Annotated in this window: 22 protein-coding genes and 1 tRNA gene; 10 read left to right on the top strand and 13 right to left on the bottom strand. The window is 42.7% G+C overall.

The features are described 5' to 3' along the window. The first annotated feature begins 170 nt into the window (after positions 1-170). A complete protein-coding gene (locus ACEW80_RS18145; protein WP_373527932.1) occupies positions 171-1226 on the top strand; it encodes a ParA family protein in 1056 nt (351 codons plus the stop codon). Positions 1227-1327: 101 nt separating this feature from the next. Here the strand turns inward: ACEW80_RS18145 and ACEW80_RS18140 are convergent, their stop codons facing one another. The 6 genes from ACEW80_RS18140 to ACEW80_RS18115 all read right to left on the bottom strand — a co-directional run bounded on the left by ACEW80_RS18140 (position 1328) and on the right by ACEW80_RS18115 (position 8362). Continuing rightward, a complete protein-coding gene (locus tag ACEW80_RS18140; RefSeq protein WP_373527931.1) occupies positions 1328-1570 on the bottom strand; it encodes an antitoxin family protein in 243 nt (80 codons plus the stop codon). 105 nt (positions 1571-1675) lie between these two features. After that, positions 1676-3271 (bottom strand): nickel-dependent hydrogenase large subunit, encoded by a 1596-nt coding sequence (locus ACEW80_RS18135; protein ID WP_373527930.1) that lies wholly within the window; start codon positions 3269-3271, stop codon positions 1676-1678. Positions 3272-3315: 44 nt separating this feature from the next. Continuing rightward, positions 3316-4278, bottom strand: a complete 963-nt coding sequence (locus ACEW80_RS18130; protein ID WP_373527929.1) for a hydrogenase — start codon at positions 4276-4278, stop codon at positions 3316-3318. 450 nt (positions 4279-4728) lie between these two features. After that, positions 4729-5355, bottom strand: a complete 627-nt coding sequence (locus ACEW80_RS18125; protein WP_373527928.1) for a heme-copper oxidase subunit III — start codon at positions 5353-5355, stop codon at positions 4729-4731. A gap of 121 nt (positions 5356-5476) precedes the next feature. Continuing rightward, positions 5477-7213, bottom strand: a complete 1737-nt coding sequence (ctaD, locus tag ACEW80_RS18120) for a cytochrome c oxidase subunit I (RefSeq protein ID WP_373527927.1) — start codon at positions 7211-7213, stop codon at positions 5477-5479. A gap of 60 nt (positions 7214-7273) precedes the next feature. Next, positions 7274-8362, bottom strand: a complete 1089-nt coding sequence (locus ACEW80_RS18115) for a cytochrome c oxidase subunit II (RefSeq protein WP_373527926.1) — start codon at positions 8360-8362, stop codon at positions 7274-7276. Between the two features lie 391 nt (positions 8363-8753). Here ACEW80_RS18115 and ACEW80_RS18110 point away from each other — a divergent pair, with 391 nt between their 5' ends. After that, positions 8754-9689, top strand: coding sequence for a heme A synthase (locus ACEW80_RS18110; protein WP_373527925.1), 936 nt, complete (start codon positions 8754-8756; stop codon positions 9687-9689). After that, positions 9686-10639: a heme o synthase gene (locus ACEW80_RS18105; protein ID WP_373527924.1), complete on the top strand. Its 954-nt coding sequence runs from the start codon at positions 9686-9688 to the stop codon at positions 10637-10639. Before ACEW80_RS18110 ends, ACEW80_RS18105 begins: the two co-directional genes overlap by 4 nt. Here ACEW80_RS18105 and ACEW80_RS18100 read toward each other — a convergent pair. The 3 genes from ACEW80_RS18100 to ACEW80_RS18090 are packed head-to-tail and all read right to left on the bottom strand — an operon-like array spanning position 10598 to position 11271. Further along, entirely contained in the window at positions 10598-10780 is a 183-nt protein-coding gene (locus ACEW80_RS18100; protein ID WP_373527923.1) for a hypothetical protein, read from the bottom strand. The two genes, ACEW80_RS18105 and ACEW80_RS18100, sit on opposite strands and share 42 nt — an antisense overlap. A 42-nt stretch (positions 10781-10822) precedes the next feature. Then, the gene (locus ACEW80_RS18095; protein ID WP_373527922.1) at positions 10823-11065 is read right to left on the bottom strand and encodes a type II toxin-antitoxin system HicA family toxin; all 243 of its coding nucleotides are present in this window, start codon (positions 11063-11065) and stop codon (positions 10823-10825) included. Then, positions 11062-11271, bottom strand: a complete 210-nt coding sequence (locus ACEW80_RS18090) for a 2-oxoisovalerate dehydrogenase E1 subunit beta (RefSeq protein ID WP_373527921.1) — start codon at positions 11269-11271, stop codon at positions 11062-11064. Before ACEW80_RS18090 ends, ACEW80_RS18095 begins: the two co-directional genes overlap by 4 nt. Before the next feature lie 578 nt (positions 11272-11849). On the opposite strand from ACEW80_RS18090, the gene ACEW80_RS18085 reads away from it, so the two are divergent. The 3 genes from ACEW80_RS18085 (at position 11850) to dhaL (ending at position 14721) form a co-directional block, all read left to right on the top strand. Next, positions 11850-12725, top strand: a complete 876-nt coding sequence (locus tag ACEW80_RS18085) for an MBL fold metallo-hydrolase (protein WP_373527920.1) — start codon at positions 11850-11852, stop codon at positions 12723-12725. 200 nt (positions 12726-12925) lie between these two features. Then, entirely contained in the window at positions 12926-14002 is a 1077-nt protein-coding gene (gene dhaK, locus ACEW80_RS18080) for a dihydroxyacetone kinase subunit DhaK (protein WP_373527919.1), read from the top strand. 83 nt (positions 14003-14085) lie between these two features. Next, positions 14086-14721: a dihydroxyacetone kinase subunit DhaL gene (gene dhaL, locus ACEW80_RS18075; RefSeq protein WP_373527918.1), complete on the top strand. Its 636-nt coding sequence runs from the start codon at positions 14086-14088 to the stop codon at positions 14719-14721. 222 nt (positions 14722-14943) lie between these two features. On the opposite strand, the gene ACEW80_RS18070 is transcribed toward dhaL, so the two are convergent. Continuing rightward, positions 14944-17232, bottom strand: coding sequence for an IMS domain-containing protein (locus ACEW80_RS18070; protein ID WP_373527917.1), 2289 nt, complete (start codon positions 17230-17232; stop codon positions 14944-14946). A gap of 888 nt (positions 17233-18120) precedes the next feature. On the opposite strand from ACEW80_RS18070, the gene pdhA reads away from it, so the two are divergent. The 3 genes from pdhA (at position 18121) to ACEW80_RS18055 (ending at position 20258) form a co-directional block, all read left to right on the top strand. Then, positions 18121-19155: a pyruvate dehydrogenase (acetyl-transferring) E1 component subunit alpha gene (gene pdhA / locus ACEW80_RS18065; protein WP_069072716.1), complete on the top strand. Its 1035-nt coding sequence runs from the start codon at positions 18121-18123 to the stop codon at positions 19153-19155. A gap of 100 nt (positions 19156-19255) precedes the next feature. Beyond that, positions 19256-20125: an aldose epimerase gene (locus ACEW80_RS18060; RefSeq protein WP_373527916.1), complete on the top strand. Its 870-nt coding sequence runs from the start codon at positions 19256-19258 to the stop codon at positions 20123-20125. A 61-nt stretch (positions 20126-20186) separates the two neighbouring features. Beyond that, positions 20187-20258, top strand: a tRNA-Lys gene (locus ACEW80_RS18055). A gap of 248 nt (positions 20259-20506) precedes the next feature. Here the strand turns inward: ACEW80_RS18055 and ACEW80_RS18050 are convergent. Both ACEW80_RS18050 and ACEW80_RS18045 read right to left on the bottom strand, forming a co-directional pair. Next, the gene (locus ACEW80_RS18050) at positions 20507-21463 is read right to left on the bottom strand and encodes an SDR family NAD(P)-dependent oxidoreductase (protein ID WP_373527915.1); all 957 of its coding nucleotides are present in this window, start codon (positions 21461-21463) and stop codon (positions 20507-20509) included. 54 nt (positions 21464-21517) lie between these two features. Then, positions 21518-22090: a TetR/AcrR family transcriptional regulator gene (locus tag ACEW80_RS18045; protein ID WP_373527914.1), complete on the bottom strand. Its 573-nt coding sequence runs from the start codon at positions 22088-22090 to the stop codon at positions 21518-21520. Positions 22091-22752: 662 nt separating this feature from the next. Here ACEW80_RS18045 and fba point away from each other — a divergent pair. Continuing rightward, positions 22753-23832, top strand: coding sequence for a class II fructose-bisphosphate aldolase (gene fba, locus ACEW80_RS18040; RefSeq protein WP_100898838.1), 1080 nt, complete (start codon positions 22753-22755; stop codon positions 23830-23832). 155 nt (positions 23833-23987) lie between these two features. On the opposite strand, the gene ACEW80_RS18035 is transcribed toward fba, so the two are convergent. Further along, positions 23988-24800, bottom strand: coding sequence for a carbon-nitrogen hydrolase family protein (locus ACEW80_RS18035; protein ID WP_373527913.1), 813 nt, complete (start codon positions 24798-24800; stop codon positions 23988-23990). Between the last annotated feature and the right edge of the window lie 373 nt (positions 24801-25173).

The raw sequence follows: 25173 nt of genomic DNA, 5'->3' as shown, positions 1-25173 counted from the left end.
AGAGCGATCGCAAGGTTGGTGCGCGTACTTAGTCAAGTAAACGTGCTTTTTGGGGTTTGTTCATCGTCAAATTTGTAAAACTCCGTGTTTATACGTAAATACTCCCAAATAACTGTGTTAAAATAAACCATCAATAGCAAGGTATGTAAAATAGGAAACAAGAAAGTATTATGAATAATAAAAGCTATGTAATGTGGAATAACAAAGGTGGAGTTGGTAAAAGTACCATAACATTCCACGTTGCTTCTGTTTATGCAGAAAAAAATCCTGATAGAGATGTTATTGTAATAGATATGTGTCCTCAAGCAAATGTTTCAATGATGCTTATGGGCGGGGGAAAGAAAGCTGAAGAGCATCTTCAAGGTCTTATAACTAGGAGAACTCCCCAGACAGTTGTTGGTTATATAACTGATAGCATAATCAAATCAGATACTACTGATTTAACTAAATACATAATAGACCTACATGAAGTTAACCATAATTTGCCTGAAAATATGTATTTGTTATCAGGTGATGGCAATCTGGAGTTGATTGCGCCATTGCTATCAGAAAGAGCTGATGCAACACCGTTATCTGAAAATGATAAACCGTGGGAGAATGTACATTCAATTATTAAAAATCTTACTCAACGACAAGTTAGTGATAAACCGTGTACATATTTTATTGATACCAATCCTAGCTTTTCTGTATATACCCAAATAGCAATTTTGTCGGGTGAATATCTGCTAGTCCCTATAAATGCAGATGACTCATCTATATTTGCAATAACTGGGCTTTTTAATCTGATCTGGGGTACGGAAAATAAACATCCTGTGTATGGTAAGTATACATTTTCGTCAAAAGTAGATAATTTTAATATTGAAAGGCCAAAAATAGCATTGCTTCTTGGAAATCGGTTTACGCAACAAAAGGGAGCTGCTCATGCATTTAAAGCTTTGTCAAATGAAGCTATAAAAAAGATGTATGATGAGTATTGTAAAAATCCTGATCGTTTTATTGATATCGATAGTAATTCTTGTATAGATAGTCAAGAAACTTTTGAAGCATTGTATAGCGCTGAATTACGTGACTTTAATAGTGCAGGTGTTGTTGCTGCTAATCAAGGAATTCCGCTAAGTAAAATGGATAAAAATATTTACTATGTTTATGAAGAAAGAATACAAGTAGCGAAAGAACAAAGAGAGTTATGTCGTGAAACAATTGAAAATTTAGTGAGTAGGTTATAAATATTTTGTAAAAAAGTCTAACAAATAGCTGTAGCGGAAATTCTAGAGGATGAGGATCTGGTGTTCGAGACAGAGTTTGTGGGTACACAACAGATTGTCGTTCAGTGAGGATAAAGAATAGTGTCATGATCTCGACCAGAAAATTTATCATTACTAACTTCTAAAGGCATGGCTGCAATTTGTGCCAGAATCTCTCTAGGAGTTTTGTCTTTAAGTTTAGCCTCAGTTGAAATTACAGTAACTTCAACACGAGTTCCTTCAGCTAATGGAATCGGCTGTGATAGCCTGAGTACCCCCTGTTCATAAACAGCTTCTATAGTTATAGTGATAAACTTTTCCCTCATGCTCTAGCTATTTCTAATCATGGCATAATAGCTAACATAGTAAAAAACCCAGCTAATGACTAACTAAAAAATAATTAGTCATTAGCTATTAAAAATTAGCATTCGTTAAGCAGTCCGAAAACGCGCCAACTCTTCACCAGTCTTAGCATCATGAGCGTGAACTGTACACACTAAACAAGAGTCAAACGATCGCGCCACATGACCAACTTCTACCGGATCGCTAGAATCGTAAATGGGTGTCCCAATTAAAGCTTCTTCAATCGGACCGCGAATTCCTTCACCATCACGAGGGCCGATATTCCAAGTACCAGGGGCAATCACTTGGTAATTCTTAATTTTACCGCCCTCTACTTCTACCCAGTGAGATAAGGAACCCCGCGCTGCTTCCGTTGCACCCCAACCCTTGCCATCTTTTTCTGTGGGTTTGATATACCAGGGGTCGTTTAATTTGAATTCGCGCAAACAATGTTCGGCTTGGCGATATAACTTGACAAGTTCGTGAACTCGTGCTAACTGACGCACATGAATATTAGCACCACCCATTTGTTTGAAGACATCGAGGATAAAGCCGTCGTAGTGTTGCCAAGATTCGCCATGTTTACCACCTGCAACTAATTGCCGCGCTAAGGGCCCGGTTTCCAAACGTCCGAAGTCTTTGTGAAGGACTGCACTCGACCAAGAGTAGGCGTTATCAAAGTCTTTGGTATTGATTGCAGTCGGTTTAGTGGTGCGATCGCTAGGGTGAATATCTGCTGTCCCTTCATCGTACCAAGAGTGAGTTGTATTCTCGCGGGTAAATGACTGATCCATTAAAGTGTGAGTATCTGCGAAGCTGTCATACACTCCACCTTTCATAATCATTGCTGCATTTCGTCCTTCAATAGTCGGCTTTTGGTATTTATCTTCATGGGCTAAATATCCCCAAGTCACATATTTACCAACACCAGCACCATATCTATCTAAACCGATATCTAAACCCATGCGCCAATAAAAACCTAAGTCGGAATCTCGATGATTTCGGTCTTCATCTAACCAATTTCTAAAGTCATCATAAGTTTGGATTTGTTCGTAGCGTTCTAAAGAACAACCTAACCACACTGCTTCTAACCAATTGGTGCGGAAATATTCCAGAATCGCCCAAGCGCGGGTAATGTCTGTGAGAGTAGGGGCGCACATCACACCACCAGGCACCATATAACTGCTGTGCGGCCATTGTCCGCCCAATAGTGCATAAATTTCTACAGGTTTAGCAGAAATTGTGATGCCTAGTTCATAAGATTTGCCTGTGAAAGCAGCAAAGCGTCTCACAGCTTCGTCATAAAAACGACTATGGCGGTATTTTTTATTAGTTAAATCAATGGCAAAGAGTCCATAAAAATAGCGGGGTATACTTTGGATTGTCTCGACAATTTGACCGAGATTTCTCGCTAAAATTGCATTGCGAGGAACTTCTGTTTCCCAAGCTGTATCTAATGCCCAAGATGCACAAGTTAGGTGAGAACCGCCGCAAATGCCGCAAATGCGAGGCGTGACAATTAATCCGGCTTGGGGATCTTTACCACGCAAGATTACTTCAAATCCTCGAAAAAGTTCGGCGTGTGTCCAGGCGTTAACTACTCGCCCATTTTCGATATCAACTCGGACATCTAAATCGCCTTCGACTCTACCGACGGGCGATATATCTAATGATTGAATTGTCATTCTCTTCTCCTGTTTTTTATAAGCACTAAAGTGCTTACTACGAACTAAACTGTAAAAAAGTCTTCTTCTGCCCAAGGTGGTGCTGCGTCTTTTGCAACCATTGTGAGTAAGGCGTAGTCTTTTTTGTTCACCCCTGGCGGTAATTCTTTGGGAACTCCCATCACTGTTTGGGTTTTGAATACGGTTCCTGGTTTGAGGTCAAAGAAGGGAAATTCTGGTTCGGTGCAACCTAAACAAGGCATCCCGGCGCGAGTTTTGGAGGAGACGCGATTCCACAAGATGCGGTTGCAGGAAGAATGAGTCATGGGGCCGCGACAACCCAAGTCATAAAATAGGCAGCCTTTACGCTGACCAAATTCGGCGGTTGAGGCTTTGTAAGCGAAGTGGACGTTACGGGTACAACCTGTTTGGGTATAGCTGTTGAAGAAGGTTTGAGGACGATTTAGTTCATCGAAAGCAATGTCTGCTATGCGTCCAGTAGCGATCGCAACTAATATCTGCGTAATCCAGTCGGGATGGGCGGGACATCCAGGTATATTAATTACAGGCAATCCAGCTTGTGATACGAAATCTTTCCCTAAAAAGCCCCCTTCTTGACGTTTGAGAAATTGCAAACCTTCTGATTCGCTGGGGTTGGGTGACATAGCGGGAATTCCTCCCCATGTGGCACAATCTCCCACAGCAACGATAAATTTAGCAACTTGGGCGAGGTCTGCTAACCAGTCTTTCATAGCGCGATCGGCAAAACGGTTCCATTGGCCTGTGCCATTGGGGGCGTTGACAACGCTGCCTTCAAATACCAAGATATCTAAAGGAATTGTGCCAGAAATGCAATCTCGCAGCAGTGTTTGCAAGTTGTTACCCAGTTCCACTCCCAAGGAGGGATGCCAAAGTAACTTGATGCCAAAGTCAGCAATTAAATCGCAGACTGTCGGTTCTTCGGCGTTTAGAAATGACATAGTGTTGCCTGAACAAGCACCACCTTGTAGCCATAGTACGTTAGTCATCGGCTATGCGTTTTCTATTGTTTACCATGCATGATGTAGGTGATAATGCTTGTAAAATCTCACCTTTTTATCAATATTTGTTTTTCAATTTTAAGATGTTTTTTTATTTAATTCGCTTTCATTAAAAAAGAATTAATCATTAACAATAACTGAAATTCTATCAAGATTTATTTAAAGGATTTTGTCTGTTATGTGTGTAACAGATTTAACAAATAAAAAATATTAGAAATAAAATTGCCTTTTGTTTTAACTCCTGACGTTAAACAACCTTGATGTGCTTAATTGATTGCGGTTAAAACTCTGTAATTATTAACAACAAATATTTTTGTCCAGCTACTTACTAGCCGCGATCGCCGGGTAAAGTTCGGAATAACAAAAGATCATTAAAAAAGCCCCCTACTGGGGGCTGACTAAGTTGTTCGCGTGGAATGAACAACTAATAATTAATACTCACAGTAGATACAGTAATCCGAACAAAATAATCCAAATCACGTCAACACAATGCCAGTAGATTTCGGCTGCTTCGATGCCAAAGTGCTTTTCGTTACTGTAGTGACCCGGAACGCGCGATCGCCACAACACGGCAACAATTGCCAGAACGCCTATAGTAACGTGCAATCCGTGGAAACCAGTCAAAACGTAAAATGCACTAGCAAATAAATTGGTAGTTAAACCAAATTCTAAATGGGTATATTCATATACTTGACCCACCAAGAAAATAGCACCCATTGCTGCCGTAATTGCTAACCAGATTCTTGCACCCCGTGGATCATTCTTTTTAATAGCAGTGTCGGCATTGTGCATGACAAAACTACTAGAAATTAGATTGATAGTATTAACTCCAGGTAGCAATAGTTCTAATTCTGGGGTACCGGCTGGAGGCCACACAGGTAAGGTAGCACGGAAAGCCAAGTAGGCTCCGAACAGCCCTAGAAAAATCATTCCTTCAGCAATCAGGAAGACAACTAGTCCAAACAGGCGATGGTCTGGATGTTCTTCATGATGACCAACTGCCGCTTCCGCCGCGTGGTGATGATTTAGTTCAGTTTTAGCTGAGTCAATAGTTTGACTTTGCATGAATTTTTAATGCTTAGAGGACAAGTAGGGAGTGGGGAGTGGGAAGATGGGGGATAAGAACTATTGATTATTGACCAATGCCCAATGCCCAATGCCCCATGTCCAATGCCCCATACTCTGTTTATTTGCGGTCTTCGGGATTGGCAGCAACCGCCGGGTCGGGTTCTGCTCTTAACACTGAGTTTGGGCCACCAGATAAAACTGGATTAGGATCAAATAACGGTACACTTTCTTTAGCCCTTTCCAAGCCGTAGTCGTAGGGGCCTGTAGCAAGTACTGGGGTTTGATCAAAATTCTCGATCGCTGGCGGTGAGGTAGTCATCCACTCTAAGGTAAGTGCCCTCCAAGGATTATTACCAGCTTTTTCGCCGTACAACCAACTCCAAATGGCATTAATGATGAAGGGTAATGTCGAAACTGCCAGTATATAAGAACCATACGTGCAGATTTCGTTTATTGAGGTGAATTTGGGGTCATATTGGGCAATACGGCGATTCATCCCCATCAAACCCAGCTTGTGCATGGGTAAGAAGGTCATATTTAGACCAACTATTGTTAAGGCAAAGTGAACCTTACCCAAAAATTCGTTCATCATCCGTCCCGTCATTTTCGGGAACCAGTGGTAAATAGCCGCATAAATGCCCAATACGCTACCACCAAAGAGGACGTAGTGCAAGTGTGCCACCACAAAATAGGTATCGTGAACGTGAATATCAAAAGGCACTGCTGCCAACATCACGCCACTAATACCGCCAATCACAAAGGTGCCAACAAAGCCGATTGCGAACAGCATGGCACTGTTGAGTTGGATTTTCCCACCCCACATGGTTGCTAACCAGCTGAAAATTTTAATTCCCGTAGGTACGGCAATGATCATGGTGGTGATCATAAAGAACATCCGCAACCAGCCGGGGATACCACTGGTAAACATATGGTGCGCCCAAACAATTAGCCCCAAAAAGCTAATAGCGAGAGAGGAATAGGCGATCGCTTTATAGCCAAAAATCGGCTTGCGGGAATGCACGGGGATAATTTCCGAAATTGCCCCAAAGAAGGGCAAAATCATAATGTAAACTGCTGGGTGAGAGTAAAACCAGAACATATGCTGGTATACTACTGGGTCGCCACCGCCTGTTGGGTTAAAAAATGTTGTCCCGGCAATTAAGTCAAAGGAAAGCAGAATCAGACCTGCTGCTAAGACTGGGGTTGATACCAAAACCAGTGCCGAGGTAGAAAACATCGCCCAGCAGAACAAGGGCATTTGGTGAATCCCCATACTAGGGATACGCATCTTAATCAATGTAACCAGGAAATTGATTGCCCCTAGAATCGATGACGTTCCTAGTAGCAGGACGCTCATAATCCAAATTCCCTCACCTACTTGACCTGTTACCAAACTCAAGGGAGGGTAGGAAGTCCAACCTGCATCCGGTGCATCGCCTACGACTAAACTGGCGATTAGCAATATACCCGCAGGGGGAATCATCCAAAAGGCTACAGCATTCAAGCGCGGAAATGCCATATCCTTTGCCCCAATCATTAAGGGGATAAGGAAGTTAGCAAAACCCGCACCAGCTGGCACGATCCACAAGAAAATCATGATTGTGGCGTGCAGCGTAAACAAGCTGTTGTAGACTTCAGGAGTGACAAAATCGACTTCTGGGGTTCGCAGTTCTGTGCGAACCAACTCAGCCATCACGCCACCAATGCAGTAGAAAATAAACGTAGTGACTAGGTATTGAATCCCAATCACCTTATGGTCGGTGTTGAAGCCAAAATAATCTTGCCATTTTCTAATCCCTGGTTCGTCAAGAAGGGCGGGAATATTGGCAGTTTCTTGCAACTGAGCTTGTGTCATAGGAGTACTGAGTGCTGAGTACCGAGTCCTGAGTTATTACTTTTGTCGGTGGATTATGGACTATCTGTGAATTTGATGTAGTATTTCTGGCTGAATTCCCATGTCCTTGGTGTAAGGGGCGAGAAATTCATTTGGGGATATATCTACAGGATTAACAGCAACGGCTTGATTTAGGGTTTCCTTGCTAGCAACTAGCTGCTCTTGCAGCCATTTGTCAAACGCTTCTTCTGTCTCAACGACTACTGGCGCTCTCATCGCTCCGTGATATGGTCCGCAAAGTTCAGCACAAATCAGGACATAATCTCCTGCTTTTTTAGGTGTGAAGCGAATCTCGCTTTGCCTACCAGGGATCGCATCTTGTTTCAGGCGGAACTCTGGCACCCAGAAGGCGTGGATCACATCGTTGGCGGTCATATTGATTTGCACTTCCCGCCCAATGGGGACGTGCATTTCACCTGTAGTTATACCAGTTTCAGGATAAGTGAAAATCCAGGCATATTGTAGACCAGTCACATTAACTCGCAATTCTGCTGATTTACCTGCTTTATCAGGACTTCCCCCAATTGTCGGAGCAACAGTACCTAAACCTGGTGCATTCCGCAGTTGAGGAATTTGGTCAGCATTGCGGACTTCTGCGGTAGCGGGGTCTTGCATCGCCTCATCAGATTTTTCTTGATTGAGGTTGGGTTCGGTGCTGGGAGGAGTATCGCTTAAAGTTGCGGCAAGTGCACTCCCATGCCCTGGCATTGTCATCGATTCCTGATTCATCGGCGCTGCATGGACAGCATGGGGATCAAAGCCACCGATTTCGTTGTACACATCAAAGCTGTAAACAGAAATGCCGAAAACAATAATTGCTGGGATCGCCGTCCAGAGGATTTCTAGAGGTACATTGCCCTCAACTGGTGGACCGTCTTCATTGTCACCTGCACGGCGACGGTATTTAAATGCAGAGTAAATTAAAATACCTTCGACAAGTAGGAATATACCTGTAGAAACGATCATCATCGTGTTGAACAGACCATCCACTAAAACGGCTTCATCCGTAGCTGCTGCTGGCAACAGACCGTGATTTTGACCGTACCAAAAGCTGACTAGCGTTAGTACGATGCCAATGAGTAATGTCCAGATTGAACTTGGAATCTTCACGGTTTACTTAAATGAATTTACTATGTTATCTCAAAGCTACTCACTTACTAAGGTAGTCTAGGCTGTCAGACAAAGGGGCTAAAGGTCGGAAATTTTTATTAATTTTTTTGACTACTTTACTAATTTTGAGTACAAGGTGACTATTAAATCCTGCCAAAAGTAGATGTACATCAGTGGAAAAATTTAGAATGTTTAAATTAATTGTGATTAATCAATTTCTCACATCTTAAAAAATACCTAAAGCTTCCAGGAAAACATTGCTGGAGTGATTCAAAGTATAAGTGAGTGCCAATCTATAAACCTTTAGCCTATACGCTAGGGTGAAGATGGACACTAAAAGAAAATTGAAAATTTTAAGAGATCCACCAAAAGCAGGCAGAAGGTATCGTTGATGAGCGAATTTGTCCTAGAACAAAATAAAGTGGCAGTTGAGCAGCAAAAGCCCAAGGAAATGATTCGGCGCTTGGTGTGGAAAATGTGCATAGCCACCTTGATTTTGATGGCAATAGGCTCTGCCACTCGCGTGATGAATGCTGGACTTGCTTGCCCAGACTGGCCTTTGTGCTATGGCGAACTGGTGCCAGCCAAGCAAATGAATCTCCAGGTATTCTTGGAGTGGTTTCACAGATTGGATGCAGCTTTAATTGGTGTAAGCGCGATCGCACTCTTCGGTTTGTCCTGGTGGCATCGTCGTTCCTTACCCTCTTGGCTGCCTTGGGCATCCACGTTCGCCCTATTTTTAATCGTCTTCCAAGGCATTTTGGGGGGACTCACTGTCACCGAACTATTGCGGTTTGATATCGTTACCGCTCACTTGGGAACGGCGCTGTTGTTTTTCACCACCCTCCTGACCATTGGCACGGCACTCATTCCCTATCAAGGAACTGGAACCGTTGGTAAGTTGCCTTGGGTAGGCTTAACTGCCGCTATTTTGGTTTACCTACAAAGTTTGCTAGGTGCTTTAGTCGGCTCTCGCTGGGCGCTACACCAATGCCTCGGCGGTTCTCAACTTTGTACTGTGATGTACAGTCATATTGCTGGTTTGGTGCCGCCAACAATCGCAACCTTGGCAATGGTATTTATTTGTTGGCGTACACCAGCACTACATCCAGCTTTGCGGCGACTGGCAAATATGGCTGGTGGGTTGTTGTTCTTACAAATCTTGTTGGGAGTTGCCACTTTTAAATTACATCTTCAAGTCGAGCCTCTCACCGTCTCTCACCAAGCTATAGGAGCTGCTTTGCTGGGTACTTTGGTGGCTTTCACAGTTCTCGCGTTGCGTGACTCAGCTAAGTTGTTGAAAAATAAGGAACCAGAGCCAACATGATTGAGACTAATGTCTCTCGCCACCACGAAACATTTTTACAAGTAATTCAAAGTTACTACCAGCTAACGAAGCCGCGGATTATTCCGCTACTTTTGATTACCACTGCTGGGAGTATGTGGATTGCTGCTAAGGGAGAAGTAGACCCATTGCTGTTGCTGGTAACGCTGACTGGTGGCACAATGGCGGCTGCAAGCGCCCAGACGATTAACTGTGTCTATGACCGGGATATTGATTATGACATGGAGCGGACGCGCCATCGCCCGATACCTGCCGGTAAGGTGCAACCACGCGATGCTTTAATTTTTGCGATCGCACTGGCGACAATTTCTTTTACACTCCTAGCAGTATTTGCCAACCTGTTAGCCGCCTTGCTAGCCTTCTCTGGCATCGTCTTTTATATTTTGGTTTACACCCACTGGCTAAAACGCCACACCACCCAAAATATTGTCATTGGTGGAGCTGCTGGAGCAATTCCGGCGTTAGTAGGTTGGGCTGCTGTCACAGGCACATTAAGCTGGTCAGCGTGGTTAATTTTCGCCATCGTCTTTTTGTGGACACCGCCCCATTTCTGGGCGCTAGCTCTGATGATTCGGGACGATTACGCAAAGGTTGGGATACCAATGCTACCTGTAGTTAAAGGTGACACAGCAACGGTGCGGCAGATTTGGTACTATACCTTGATCACTGTATTTGCAACCGGGTTATTGGTTTATCCTTTGGGCGCAAGTGGAATTCTTTATGCTGCGATCGCCCTAATTCTGGGAGGATTATTTATCCACAAATCTTGGCGCTTGTTGCAAAATCCAGAGGATCGCACTATCGCTAAAGAGTTGTTTCTCTATTCCATTTCCTACATGATGCTGTTGTGTCTGGGGATGGTAGTGGATAGTCTTCCTGTTACCCATAATCTAATTAGTGCGGTGATTAATCAGCTGCATTTTATTGGTTAGGGGATGTAAAATATAGCGATCGCGTTGGTTAAAGGGCGCGATCGCATTTTCAGAAATTAAAAAATATACATAATAATTAGAGCTTGGCGCATTTGCGATGTCTACGACGGGCGTAGCTGCGGCAACTAAACTTTTAGTCATAAATTAATTTATTAAACATTAATTACACTCACTCATTTATCGCTATGGAAAAAGCAATGCAAGTAATTCGTCACGAGTTAAACCAGCATGAGCAGCAACATCTTGCAGTATGGCGTTAAGTGTACCAATTTTAATAGGGTCATGAGCAGGAACCGTGATATGATGCTCACCATTCTGTTGAGTAGTTAACCGAATGTGGCTACCCTTTTGATGACTAATCTCATATCCTAGACGAGCTAAAGCATTAACTAATTCTGAACCAGATAAGTCTCGTGGGAGTTTCAAGAAGCTATTACCTCATCACGGACTATGTGTAACCGAATGATTTTAGGACGGTTATGTTCATTAGGAAAATGGCAGTGAACCGCATCACGGATCATTTCCCGTAGTCTTTCTATATCGTCAGCTTGAGTAAAAATTGACTCGGTTAAAGCTCTAGCTGTATAACCACCATCTGGATCATCTTCAACGAGAAATACAATTTCAGTCATAACTCTTCCCTTAACTACTAAATTTTATGATCGCTCATGAAACAATAATCTTTCGTGCGATCGCACCAAGGGCTAACTCAATTGATTCCGGCTGTAAATACAATTGAATTGCTTCTTTAATATTTTCCAAAGCTTTTTCAGTTTCTCCTGCTGAGTTGAGCTTGTTACTTGTGAAGGTAACGTTGTCACCAAATCCACTACCATAAAACAGGGAAAGGGTTTAAATTCACAGCTTACGCATCTTTAAAATTAAATAAAGTGCTTTTTATCAATCAGTTAAAATACCCAAGCCACTTTAGCACAAATGATAATTGTGTGGTGAGAGGGGTAGGAGGCACGAGGGTTGCTCATCTTCTACCCCGTTTTTATTATCATTATCTTTACAAAGATGATTGATAGTGTTATTTCATATAATCTTGAATTAATTTATGCAAAACTTGCCCTAAGTGAGGAATAATACTTCTACCTGATTGCAAGCATTCTTTCCAAATCCAGCTACAGTCTCAAGTTACTTTTGCTAGCGTAGTGATATAAGGTTTATCGCTCTCCAGTCAGCGGCTGGAAGCAAAAGGATTAATATGGCTCATTTAAATCAGCGTCGCTCCCAAAATGTCAACGGCGATTTTTATGTAGATACTACCTGTATTGATTGTGATACCTGTCGCTGGATGGCTCCTGAAGTATTTTATGATGTTGATGATCAATCGGCTGTTTATCATCAACCAACAAATGAGGCGGAAAGATTAGCCGCACTGCAAGCACTTTTAGCTTGTCCTACCAGTTCCATTGGCACAGTTGAAAAGCCAAAAGATATCAAAGCTGTTCAACAAAGTTTTCCAATATTAGTAACAGAAAATGTTTACCACTGCGGCTATCATTCTGAAAAATCTTATGGTGCTGCTAGCTATTTAATTCAACTTCCAGAAGGTAACATTTTGGTGGATTCTCCCCGGTTTACGCCGCCTTTAGTCAAGCGTTTAGAAGAACTGGGGCCAATTCGTTATATGTACCTAACTCATAAGGATGATGTGGCAGATCATCAAAAGTTTGCCGAGCATTTTCAGTGCGATCGCATCCTCCACGTTGATGATATTACTGCCGATACTCGCAATGTAGAAATACAACTAACTGGTTCTGAACCATTCGCTTTGACTCCAGATTTACTAATCATCCCAGTTCCCGGTCACACCAAAGGACAAACCGTCCTACTCTACAAAAATAAGTTTCTGTTCACTGGCGATCATCTCGCTTGGTCAGAAAGCTTGCACCAACTGACTGCATTCCACAATGCCTGCTGGTATTCTTGGTCAGAACAGACTAAATCAATGCGTAACTTGGCTAATTACTCTTTTGAGTGGGTACTACCAGGTCATGGACGAAGGTTTCATGCTGATAAGGAAAGCATGCACCAGCAGATGCACAAGTGTATTCAGTTGATGGAATCTTTGAATTGACATTAAATAACTAACTTTTCACGTTATATAGAAAAGCCCAGGAAAAACCTAAACCCCTAATCCCCTTCCCGACGCGGGAAAGGGGAAAATTCAAAGTCTCTCTCCTTTTAGGAGAGAGATTTAGAGAGAGGTACTATATTGCATACAAACCATAAGCGCTATAACCTGGGTTTTAGCACCCTTTTAACCAAACACGGATTATGAAAAAGCTGATCAACAAGCCGGAAGACTTTGTGCGGGAAAGTCTAGAAGGTATGGCGGCGGCTCATTCCGATTTAATAAAACTGAACTACGATCCGACTTTTGTCTATCGAGCCAATGCACCTATTCCGGGTAAAGTAGCAATTATTTCAGGTGGTGGCAGTGGACATGAACCAATGCACGCTGGCTTCGTGGGCAAAGGAATGCTTGATGCAGCTTGTCCTGGCGAGGTTTTCACTTCACCGACTCCAGACCAAATGCTAGAAGCTGCAAAGCTTGTAGATGGAGGCTCTGGTATCCTTTATATCGTCAAAAATTACAGTGGCGATGTGATGAACTTTGAAATGGCAACAGAGTTAGCCCGTAGCGAAGGCATTCGATCGCTAAATATTTTGATTGATGACGATATAGCAGTAAAGGATAGCCTCTATACCCAAGGACGACGGGGTGTAGGAACAACAATACTAGCGGAAAAAATTTGTGGCGCGGCGGCTGATGCTGGGTATGATTTGCCACAAATAGCAAATTTATGTCGCCGAGTAAATCTGAATGGGCGGAGCATGGGAATTGCTCTGACCTCTTGTACAGTGCCAGCTAATGGAACACCAACATTTGAATTGAGCGATCGCGAAATCGAATTAGGTATCGGTATCCACGGTGAGCCAGGAATAGAATGCACAGCAATCAAATCAGTAGATGAGATTACCGAAATTTTAACGCGATCGCTCCTTGAAGATGCACCATACAGCCGCACACTACGCGAGTGGGATGAAGACAAAGGAGAATGGGTAGATGTAGAACTAACAAATCTCCCATTTGCCAAAGGCGATCGCTTATTAGCTTTTGTCAATAGTATGGGTGGAACTCCGATTTCTGAGTTGTATATTGTTTACCGCAAACTCGCCCAAATCTGCGAACAGCAGGGATTGCAAATTGTGCGAAACTTGATAGGCCCTTACATTACATCTCTAGAAATGCAAGGTTGCTCCATTACCCTGCTGAAATTAGATGACGAGATGATCCGCCTATGGGATGCGCCAGTCAAAACACCAAGTTGGCGCTGGGGAATTTCATAATTACGTTAGCGTAGCGTTAGCAAGTATTCGTTCGCTTTTAGCGTCTCGTAGAGAGCGTCATTACGAATTACAAATTACGAATTATGTTGAGTCAGTCACAGATATTACAATGGTTGCAGGCTTATGCAACCGAGATAGAGCAGAATAAAGCATATTTGACAGAATTAGATGCTGCGATCGGAGATGCTGACCACGGGATCAATATGGATCGCGGCTTCAAAAAGGTAAGCGCTCAGTTACCAACTCTTGCAGATAAGGACATCGGCAACATTCTCAAAACCGTGAGTATGACCTTGATTTCTTCTATTGGTGGTGCTAGTGGCCCTCTTTATGGCACCTGGTTTTTACGAGCCAGTACAGCAGTAGTTGGTAAGCAAGAATTAACAGAACAAGATGTTTTAAAAATACTCCAAACAGGCTTAGACGGCGTGCTACAACGTGGCAAAGCGCAATTAGGAGATAAAACAATGGTGGATGTGCTATCTCCAGCTGTAGCTGTGTTTGGACAGGCTGTAGAAGAAAGTAAGGGAACGGTGGAAGCTATGCAACAGGCTGTAGTAGCAGCGCAAAAAGGGTTGCAAGAGACTATACCAATGCAAGCGAAAAAGGGACGGGCTAGCTACTTGGGAGAACGAAGTATCGGACATCAAGATCCAGGAGCGACTTCTGCTTATTTGATGTTGAAGAGTTTATTAGGGGTGTTGGAAAGTTCTAGATAATAGGATTTTAGATTTTAGATTTTGGATTGTGTACTCCTGCAAATAAGGAAGCTACGCAAGAAAAAAATGAACCGCAATTGCGTAGCATCTTGTAGAGAAGGACACAAAGGAATAATAAGTTAAAAAGGTTTGGTGCAGCCTCACAAAGAAATGGTATTAACTAAACCATAATATTGCAGCCCATCGTAGATATCGCCTAAAAATTCAAAATTATCTGATTATCTAAATTATCTGATTGACAACAGATGTACTCTGAATACGCCATCTACCTCGTTCTCTAATCAAATCATACCGAACTCGCAAATTATCATTAGAAGAGTTTTTAAACTGGCCATTTTCATATAACTGAGTCACTTCCCTCACTGTAGCGACAACTGCGGCACGATCTGCAAATAAATCGATTTTCTCAACAGATTCTACCTTCAGGCTATGATCGTACTTGCGGTAGCGATTGTCTAACCTATTTTGTTGAGCAATCAGCCGCCATTGAGATAAAGCTGAACCAGTTAAAATCTGCTCTAAATTATTAATTTCATGATTCGGCCCTAAAGCTGCGGCTTTGGTAGATAGCCAAGTGCGAATAACCTGCTCTGCCGTTGCATTTGTTAAAAGGCCGTCTAGTACTTCTGGTTTATTATTTGGCTCAGGAATAGGTATTGGTGGTTGATTTATCTGTATAGACAACTCTGAACCACGCACATCTGTTGTAGGGAAAAACAGATTTTTTAACCATCCAAAAGTTGTTGTGGCTAACACCCAAAAAACTAATAGACTCACCAAAGAAATAAACACTCTCCACACCAGCCGTGTTTTTCCTTCTATGGTGTTAGCAAAAGTTCGCCGCCGCCGAGGACGACGAGAATTAGGACGATTATCTGGTACACGCTCTCGGTTTGCAGATGGAGTAGGTTTTCTCCGGCGACGCTTTTGCTTATGACTGGGTGCAGCAGTCTTAGCTGAACCGTTCAAATGCTGATTAGTGCCTCTGCTCATCCGTTCGGCAGCAGGAACCTCCGATTTCATACTCCCAGATGAATTCCAAATAGGTGATGATAAATTGGAATATTCAGGTGTTTCGGGTAAATCTAGGTCAGGTGTTCTGCTGTGGTTAAATTGCCCTGAATTTCTAGTAGAATTGTTGGGGAAAGGGCGATTATTTGTCTGCGGCTGGGGAAAATTTTGGGGGTTAATTACAGCCCATTCATTAGTTGTTTCCGCATCCGTTGGCAGTGCTTCTAAATAAGCTTGTACCTGTTGGTTAGCAAAGTAATCTTTTAGGAAAGCTTGCTGGTTTGCTAAATCTCGAAAATGGGGAAATACTTCATGTTGCAACCACTGTTCTGCATATAGACACAGCCCTGGTAACAAATCTGGAGAGTCTTGAGATTTTTCCCGAATAAAAGCTAAAGCTTCGTACTCCTGACTAAGTTCTAAAACACGAGTCGCTTCTTCAGTTTGTCCCAAGAGTAACGCACATAGAGACTGTTCTAAATGTACATCTTGGCGCTTACCCAGACGCATGAGCATCTGCCTTGCTTGACGAATTAAAGCAGGCTGCCGTTGAGCAAATCCCCTAGCTATCAAGGCATAAACAGCTAAGTAAGTGGCAACAGCAGAAGGACGTTTGCTTTGGGCTTCAAATAATTTGTGTTGCTCTGCAACTGTTAAATGGTTGCGTAACTGCTGGATAAATCGCAGAAAGTCATCTATGTTTAAACCAGAGTCATCATTGTTTGTACCATCAATGCCGCCACGATCTTCTAAGAGGTTTTGTAATAATTCCAAACCTTGGCTTCGTTCGGCAGTCTTTTCTTGAGGTAGTGCCAACAACTCCAAAATTCGATATGGTCGCAATTTGTAAAGATCCGCCTGAATTTCCGCCTGGACACTAGAGAACAACCCTTCGCGTACTAGCAGTTCTTGACCAGTTTCTAGGGATATGGCGGCATTTTCGTAGTGACCTTGCTGCCACTGTTCCCGCCCTAATTCTAGACAAGCAAGGGCAACAGTGAGAACAACATCTGGATGTTCAGCACTTTCGTGTATTTCTTCGTCTGCTAAATTATTGCCTTTTCTTGCACTTGTAGCACCATTTTTATTTACTAGGTACGGACGACCTAGTTTCAATACAAGTTCGTATTCCCCCAACTCTTGCAAAATTAATAAAGCGCCAACTAATTCGTCTTGGGCAATTTCTATACCCAGACTCTGGGTGTCACTACCCCTTTTGGTGCTTTCTGGACGATTTTCCAGTGCTACTGCGGCAGCAGCAAGGTTATCAGGGTCATAGGCGTGGGCAAGATAGAGATGATCGTAGGTACTGCGTTGTTTTGGATCTGATAAAACCACGTAAGCTTCTTCTATGAGTTGTTTACGAGAAGAAATTGCTGCCTGAGAATACTCACGTCGTGGCAATTGTACAATGCGATCGCTGTATGCCTGTCGCAATTGTTCTTCACTTGCCGCTAACGGTAGTCCTAAAATTCGGTAGTAATCTAGCGGAATTCGCACAGCCTACTTCCCCTGCACCGTGATCAACATAATTCACCTAGAGCGTTCCAGGCCTGTAAAACCGTGCCATAACAATGCCGTGTAGAATTTACTCTACAAATGTATATTGCAACAACTTGTTTTGTACCTTCCCGAAATTTGAGTCACATTCTAGTACTAATTTTTTGCTTTCGCCTAGAAAGCCTCAATTGTTTGTCTTAATTCTTAGTATTTTTGTTTAACACGACTATTATCAGCCTTCGATACCACAAACCACAACTACCGCTTTTAATCACGGGATAATTGTTGTGGTTGCAAGAATCTATTGATAATTGATTTTTTCGGGACTTTCTCAGTAGATGGCAACAAGAATACCACTATTGAGGGTTGACCCTGATAACAGGAGAAAAAAATCATATCATAATTTACCTTTAATTACAATTACCTATTCGGGTATAGAGACTTTTGCTTCCTTTTTTTTAAATTGTTAATGGATATGCAGAAAGCAGTCTATCTTGATTGCTAGTCTATGAAGGGGAATATTTAGGAGTGCTGAGTAAGAAGTAATAAGTAAAACGTAGTACTTGTGAATCTTTTCACTCAGTACTCACTCATTGGAACTGATTTGATGCCTAGTCGAACACTCATTACTAAAAACTGTTTCGGTCAGAGAGAAAAACCTAAAGCAACATATATGGTCGTTAGAGTCAAATCCTCACGGGGCATGGACTGAAAAGTTAAAAATCAAAAACCAAAAATTCAGCTATTCCCTAAGACCCTTTTTTGGTGCATAAATAAAGTTTGATTGTTGAGTCTTACAAACGCTAGCCTGTTAAAAGCTGAGGTGTTATCAGACCAACTTATTTAAGACCGTAACTTTAAGTTGTACAACAAGGATACTCAAAAATAATGGTTCAAGAACGTACTTTACCCACTTTTAATCCTGCTACTACGCATATTACTAAGGAAGAAGGGTTACGGTTGTATGAGGACATGGTATTAGGGCGCTTGTTTGAAGATAAGTGCGCTGAAATGTACTACAGAGGCAAAATGTTTGGTTTTGTCCATTTGTACAACGGTCAAGAAGCCGTTTGCAGTGGTGTTGTGCAGTCAATGCGACCGGGTGAAGATTACGTTTGTAGTACCTACCGCGACCACGTTCATGCTCTGAGTGCGGGTGTACCAGCAAGAGAGGTAATGGCAGAATTATTTGGCAAAGCCACAGGTTGCAGCAAAGGGCGCGGTGGTTCCATGCATATGTTTTCTGCCGAACATCGCTTGCTGGGTGGCTATGCTTTTGTGGCTGAGGGAATTCCTGTAGCGGCTGGAGCAGCTTTTCAAAGCAAATACCGCCGCGAAGTGCTGGGAGATAAAAACGCTGACCAAGTGACAGCTTGCTTTTTTGGGGACGGTGCAGCTAACAACGGTCAGTTTTTCGAGACGCTAAATATGGCAGCCCTATGGAAACTGCCAATTCTATTTGTAGTCGAAAATAATAAGTGGGCTATTGGTATGTCTCACGAGCGAGCCACTTCCCAGCCAGAGATTTATAAAAAAGCCAGTGTATTTAACATGGTGGGCGTGGAAGTCGATGGCATGGATGTACTAGCAGTTCGAGCCGTGGCTCAAGAAGCTGTAGCCCGTGCCCGCGCAGGTGAAGGACCAACATTAATTGAGGCGCTTACCTACCGCTTCCGGGGTCACTCTTTGGCAGATCCAGATGAAATGCGAAGCAAAGCAGAGAAAGAATTTTGGTTCGCCCGTGACCCAATTAAGAAGTTGGCAGCTTATTTGGTGGAGCAAAACTTGGCGGATGAGGGAGAAATCAAAGCAATTGATCGTAAAATTCAGGATGTAATCGACGAGGCTGTTAAGTTCGCCGAAAGCAGCCCCGAACCAGACCCCAGTGAGTTATATCGTTTCGTGTTTGCAGAAGACGAGTAAATAGTGCTGAGTTATGAGTGCTGAGTGCTGAGTGCTTTTTATTCTACTCAGGACTCAGCACTAGGTACTCAGCACTCCACCTTACACAGGACTAAAATTTGTGTTTACCATTGCAGTTCAACAGCAACAGTACAAGACCTATATTCTTTCTGACGAAGCCGCTGGTTCTCAGTTGGAAGTCGTACCAGAACGCGGTGGGATCATCACCCGTTGGCGTATTCAAGGGCAAGAAATTTTCTACCTGGACACTGAACGCTTTACTCATCCTGATTTAAGTGTCAGAGGTGGGAATCCAATTTTGTTTCCTATTTGTGGCAATCTACCAGATAATACTTACACTCATGACGGGCAAAAATATACTCTCAAACAACACGGTTTTGCCCGTGAATTGCCGTGGTCAGCAACAGAACAAAAAACTGAAGGTAAGGCTAGTCTCACAGTCGTTTTGAATAGCAATGAGCAAACTAAGGCAGTTTATCCTTTTGATTTTCAACTGGCTTTTACCTACGAACTTCAAGGTAATACCCTAGAAGTCCGTCAGCAGTATACAAACTTGTCATCCACGCCAATGCCTTTTTCGGCTGGTTTCCATCCCTACTTTCTGTGTGGTGATAAAACTCAGTTAGAGTTGGAAATTCCCTCAAAGCAGTATCAAGACAATCAAACTAAGGAAATTCACTCTTTTGACGGCAATTTTGACTTTAGCCGTGATGAAATTGATTTTGCCTTTGGACAGTTAACGAGTCAATCGGCTACTGCCACAGATGGCAGCCGGAAGTTAAAACTCACCTTGGATTATGACGATTTCTCTACCTACCTGGTATTTTGGACAGTCAAAGGCAAAGAATTCTACTGTCTAGAACCGTGGAGTGCCACTCGTAACTCTCTCAATACTGGTGATAACCTGACTGTGTTAGCACCAGGAGCTAGCCACACAGCATCTATAAGGTTGACGGCTAATTTTTTCTAAACCCCTTTACAAATCTACAGATGTCTGTGCTATGATGGCAAAGTTGCGAAATACAGCGAAAGGGTCGCTAACTCAACGGTAGAGTACTCGGCTTTTAACCGATTAGTTCCGGGTTCGAATCCCGGGCGACCCATATAAAGGTTTAAGTAACACTAGCCTCTGCTTTTGATATAAAAGCAAAGGCGAATTTTATAGAAGAAGACAGGAGGCAGGAGGAAAACTGCCTGACGCTCATGGAGCAGACTCACATAGAATTGCCCCTACAACGTTTAGTTTACCTAAATCCTATTTGTGAATCTCATCGCTCTGGATGCTCCCAAATTTTCGGATAAGCGATCGCTTATCTACCCAACGAAGTGCGATCGCCTATTATAAAATCTGTTAGTTAGCAGATGTGTGAATTTGGTAATTTGCCCGCACTTGGGTCTTTTTATTAAATTCAAATTTCACATCGGTAAGTTTTTCTGATACTTCCCATAGTTTTTTAGCGATCGCTTGGTCTTTGGATAATTCGTTTGATTCGACTTTTATTGGATAGCCGCGTATCTCCATAAACCCGGGGCCGAAATATTCCGCGCCTTTTAAGCCTGCTTCGGTTGCCGCTCGCAGAGTTGGTAATGCGCCCATCGTGATGTCTTGAGCAAGGATGCCGTTGAGATATTGCACAATGCCACCCGCAGTTCTCTGCAATTCGGTTGCCGTCCAGCCCGGATGCGAGGCGGTTACAAGTGTGTCAATACCGTTATCTTTGAGTTTTCGGTCGAGTTCGTAGGTAAAATACAGGTTGGCAAGTTTGCTGTCGCCATAGGCTTTCCATTTGGCATAACTTCTCTTTTCCCAATTCAAATCATCGAAATCTATTTTGCCAATACTATGTGCGCCGCTCGAAACATTGACAATTCGTGAGCCTTCGGTGTCCATCAAACGTTCCAAAAGCTGTCCCGTTAAAGCAAAATGTCCGAGATGATTAGTGCCGAACTGCAATTCAAAACCGTCCGTCGTTTTTGAATACGGTGGAATCATCACACCCGCATTATTAATCAGTAAATCCAGACGCAAATAACTTTTCTTAAAGTTTTCAGCGAAATTTTTAACTGATGCTAAATTCGCCAAATCAAGTTCCATCACGTTTACGTCAGCATCTTGATTCTGTTGAAGAATTTTTGCTAATGCCTTGTTTCCTTTGTCCAAATTGCGAACTGCAATGATTACAGACGCTTGTTTATTAGCTAAAACCCGCGCCGTTTCATAACCGATGCCGCTGCTCGAACCCGTTACAATTGCTACTCTTCCTTTTTGACTCAGAATATTTTCCGCGTTCCATTTTTCATTCTTCATTTTATTTCCTCCTGATTAATCGAATGTTCGTTTATTTAAGTCTCAAAAAAAGAATTAATTCGTTATTGCATCCCACGCAATTTTATAGGTGGTTTCCAACATTTTTTCGTCCAAAATCAAAGCACCACTAAAATGCTCCTTTATCAATCCAGTCAAAGGCGCAAAGGTAAAAGCAGTAAAAATTTCCAGGGAAATATCCTTAAAAACTTTCTCCTCTTTACCGCGATTGAACAGATCCAGCATTGGCTTGAAATAGCTCAAACTTTCATCTTTGCAAATGCGGTCAACCATCGGAGAATTAGCAAATTGCTCGGTAAAAGCAAATCTGACCGGATTATTAATCGCGTATTGATAATAATTATTCCAGACCATTTTAAAGGCTTTCTCCACCGATAGATTCTGGTTGACACCTTTCAGAATTTCTGCACTCATTTCCTGTTTCACGAACAAATATATTTTATTGAGAAGATTTTCTTTATTTTCAAAATAGACATATATTGTCGCAGGCGAAACATTCGCGGTTTTGGCAATTTTCGACATCGAAGTATCAGCAAAACCATTGGCAGTAATCAGTTCGATTGCCGCATCACAGATGGCTTGATTTTTTTTATCGTCTTTGTGCCTCATAATTTATATAATAAACGAACGTTCGGTTATTGTCAAGTGAATAATTTTGATGATAGCGATACCTGCGGTGGTAACAGACTTGTACTGAGCGCAGTCGAAGTACAACTTCCTTACGAAATGCTACACGAACGCGGAAGCAAGCTACGCTATATTAATCCCAAATGAATGCAGTAGTTAGTAGGACTTACGCACGAGTTACGGAATAACGAACCGCAGAGGCAAAGAGTTGCCAGTGCGCCCTTGCGGTTTCCCGACTTGTTCGCTCTTAGCGTTCCCGCAGGGTAGCACCTGGCGCGGCACGGAGAAATCAGAGTTTGAAAGATATTTTGCGTAAGTCCTAGTTAGGAAAAACACCCTGATAGTATTTGTCAGAAGTTAGTGTGTTTAAGTTGAAGCGATCGCTTTGAGATGACCATTTGGGATGCTAGGCTACCAAAGCTACTAGCTGTAGGGTGACTAAATCTACAGCGATACAGAGCAACGATGGTTCATAGTACAGGAGTATAGAACATAGTTATAGTAACGATGGGATAAACTTTTTCAACATAGGCACACGACACTAGTTATAATTTCCTATAAGTTGAAAAAACTCTTAAGATTTAGCGTAATCATTACGCTTCTCTCAGACCGACTAGCTGACAACCACATTAGGAGGACTATCTATGGCGCTTGTACCACTGCGGCTACTGTTGGATCACGCAGCTGAAAACGGTTATGGCATCCCAGCTTTCAACGTTAACAATTTGGAGCAGATTCAGGCAATCCTGAAGGCTGCTGTCGAGACAGATAGCCCCGTAATTTTGCAAGCTTCACGCGGCGCTCGTAATTATGCAGGAGAAAACTTTCTCCGCCACTTAATTTTGGCGGCGGTAGAAACCTATCCTCACATTCCCATTGTCATGCACCAAGATCATGGCAATGCTCCTGCTACCTGCTACTCAGCAATTAAGAATAACTTCACCAGCGTGATGATGGATGGTTCTTTAGAAGCTGATGCGAAAACACCCGCTAGCTTCGAGTACAACGTCAATGTTACCCGCGAAGTTGTAAATGTAGCTCATGCTTTGGGCGTCAGCGTTGAAGGTGAACTCGGTTGTTTGGGTTCTCTAGAAACTGGTGCTGGTGAAGCTGAAGATGGTCACGGGTTTGAGGGTACACTTGACCACTCACAACTTCTAACCGACCCCGATGAAGCTGTTGACTTCGTAGAAGCAACCCAAGTAGATGCTTTGGCTGTTGCCATCGGCACAAGCCACGGTGCTTACAAGTTTACCCGCAAGCCGACTGGTGAAATTTTGGCAATCAGCCGCATTGAAGAAATTCACCGCCGTCTGCCTAACACCCACTTGGTAATGCACGGTTCTTCTTCTGTACCTGAAGATTTGCTTGCACTGATTAACCAGTATGGTGGTGCAATTCCTGAAACCTACGGTGTACCTGTAGAAGAAATCCAAAAAGGTATTAAGAGTGGTGTACGTAAAGTAAACATCGACACCGACAACCGTTTGGCTATTACTGCTGCTGTACGTGAAGCTTTGGCTAAAAAACCAGAGGAGTTTGACCCTCGTCACTTCCTCAAGCCTTCTATTACATATATGCAGAAGGTTTGTGCTGAACGCTATCAGCAATTTGGCACAGCTGGCAACGCCAGCAAGATTAAGCAAATTTCTTTGGAAGATTTTGCTGCTAAGTATGCTAAGGGTGAACTTAACGTTGTTACCAAAGCTGCTGCTAAAGTTTAATTTTGACAACTAAATAAATAGGAGCATAGCAAAACTATGCCCCTAAAAACTGAGAATTTTAATGTTGTCAGAAACCGGGTGTTTACCCGGTTTTTTGTTTTATTCATTAAGGATTAGGAAAGGGCATGGGCCATTACTCTCCATGTCCCCAATCCCTAAAACACCCGATGCTGTAAGGAGGGCATTTGACGGCGGACTTGTTCGAGCCTAGTGGGCTTGATTTCTGCGATCGCAATTCCCGGTTTCTCCCCAGCATCTGCTAAAATTACACCCCAAGGGTCAATAATAACGGCGTGTCCGTGGGTTAGGCGGCGGCCGTAGTTATTACCTGTTTGGGCAGGAGCAATGACGTAGGCGGTATTTTCGATGGCTCTGGCTTGTAATAGTACTTGCCAGTGGTCTTTGCCTGTAAAGGCCGTAAAGGCGGCAGGAATAAAGATAACATCGGCTCCCTTCTCTGCCAAATGACGATACAGCTCAGGGAAGCGGACATCATAACAAATAGAAAGTCCTAAATTCCCAAGTTTTTCTGAGAAATATACAGGGGGTAGTTGCGTACCCGCTACAACCGTGCTTGATTCACGATAGGTGTTACCGTCGGGCACATCAACATCAAATAGGTGTACTTTGTAGTAACGGGAAAGTTCTTGACCGTTTGGGTCAATGAGTAGAGTTGTGTTATAAACTTTGCCTGTATTATCTACAGGAAGTGGAAAGCTGCCGCCTAAGATCGTAATTTGAAAGCGTTGAGCCATTTTTTTCAGAAATTTTTCACTTTCAAGAGCGATCGCATTTCCTTGTGCAAGTTTATCTTTTTCTTCTCCCATATAGGAAAAGTTTTCTGGCAAACCCACCAATTCAGCACCTTGACGCACGGCAAGCTCTATTAATTCTTCTGCCTGTGCCAAATTTTTCTGTAAATCGGGCACACTGGTCAATTGAATAGCGGCGGCTAAATAAGACTTCATAGATTCAACAACAAACAGTTGATTTATGGAAGATAGATTATCAAAATATATCGCTACTTCAACATCTATGGAACTTAATTAGAAATCCGTGCTTTTGGGTTTTCTGTTGGCGTCCCTAGCGGTAGAAATTGGTAGTACGGAAATTAAGAAGTTGTTTTTGAGGTAGAAAACTCCTAAAAATATTCGGAAATTGTATACAAATGTAAACAAGTTTGAGAGACTAGAAATTTCCACCTCTCAAACTTGTTGATAAAAATTAACCTAACGTTAGAACAACATTGATAACTTAAAAGGATTTTATTGCCGATTGAGTTTCAAAGATGCTTTTCCAAAGTGGAAGCTAATGTAGTTTTAGGCACAGCGCCTACCACCA

Origin of the sequence: Nostoc sp., from assembly GCF_041747015.1 — a bacterium.
Taxonomy (GTDB): Bacteria; Cyanobacteriota; Cyanobacteriia; order Cyanobacteriales; family Nostocaceae; genus Nostoc.
The sequence above is the reverse complement of the archived record's forward strand: the minus strand, read 5'-3'. Positions and strand labels throughout refer to the sequence as shown.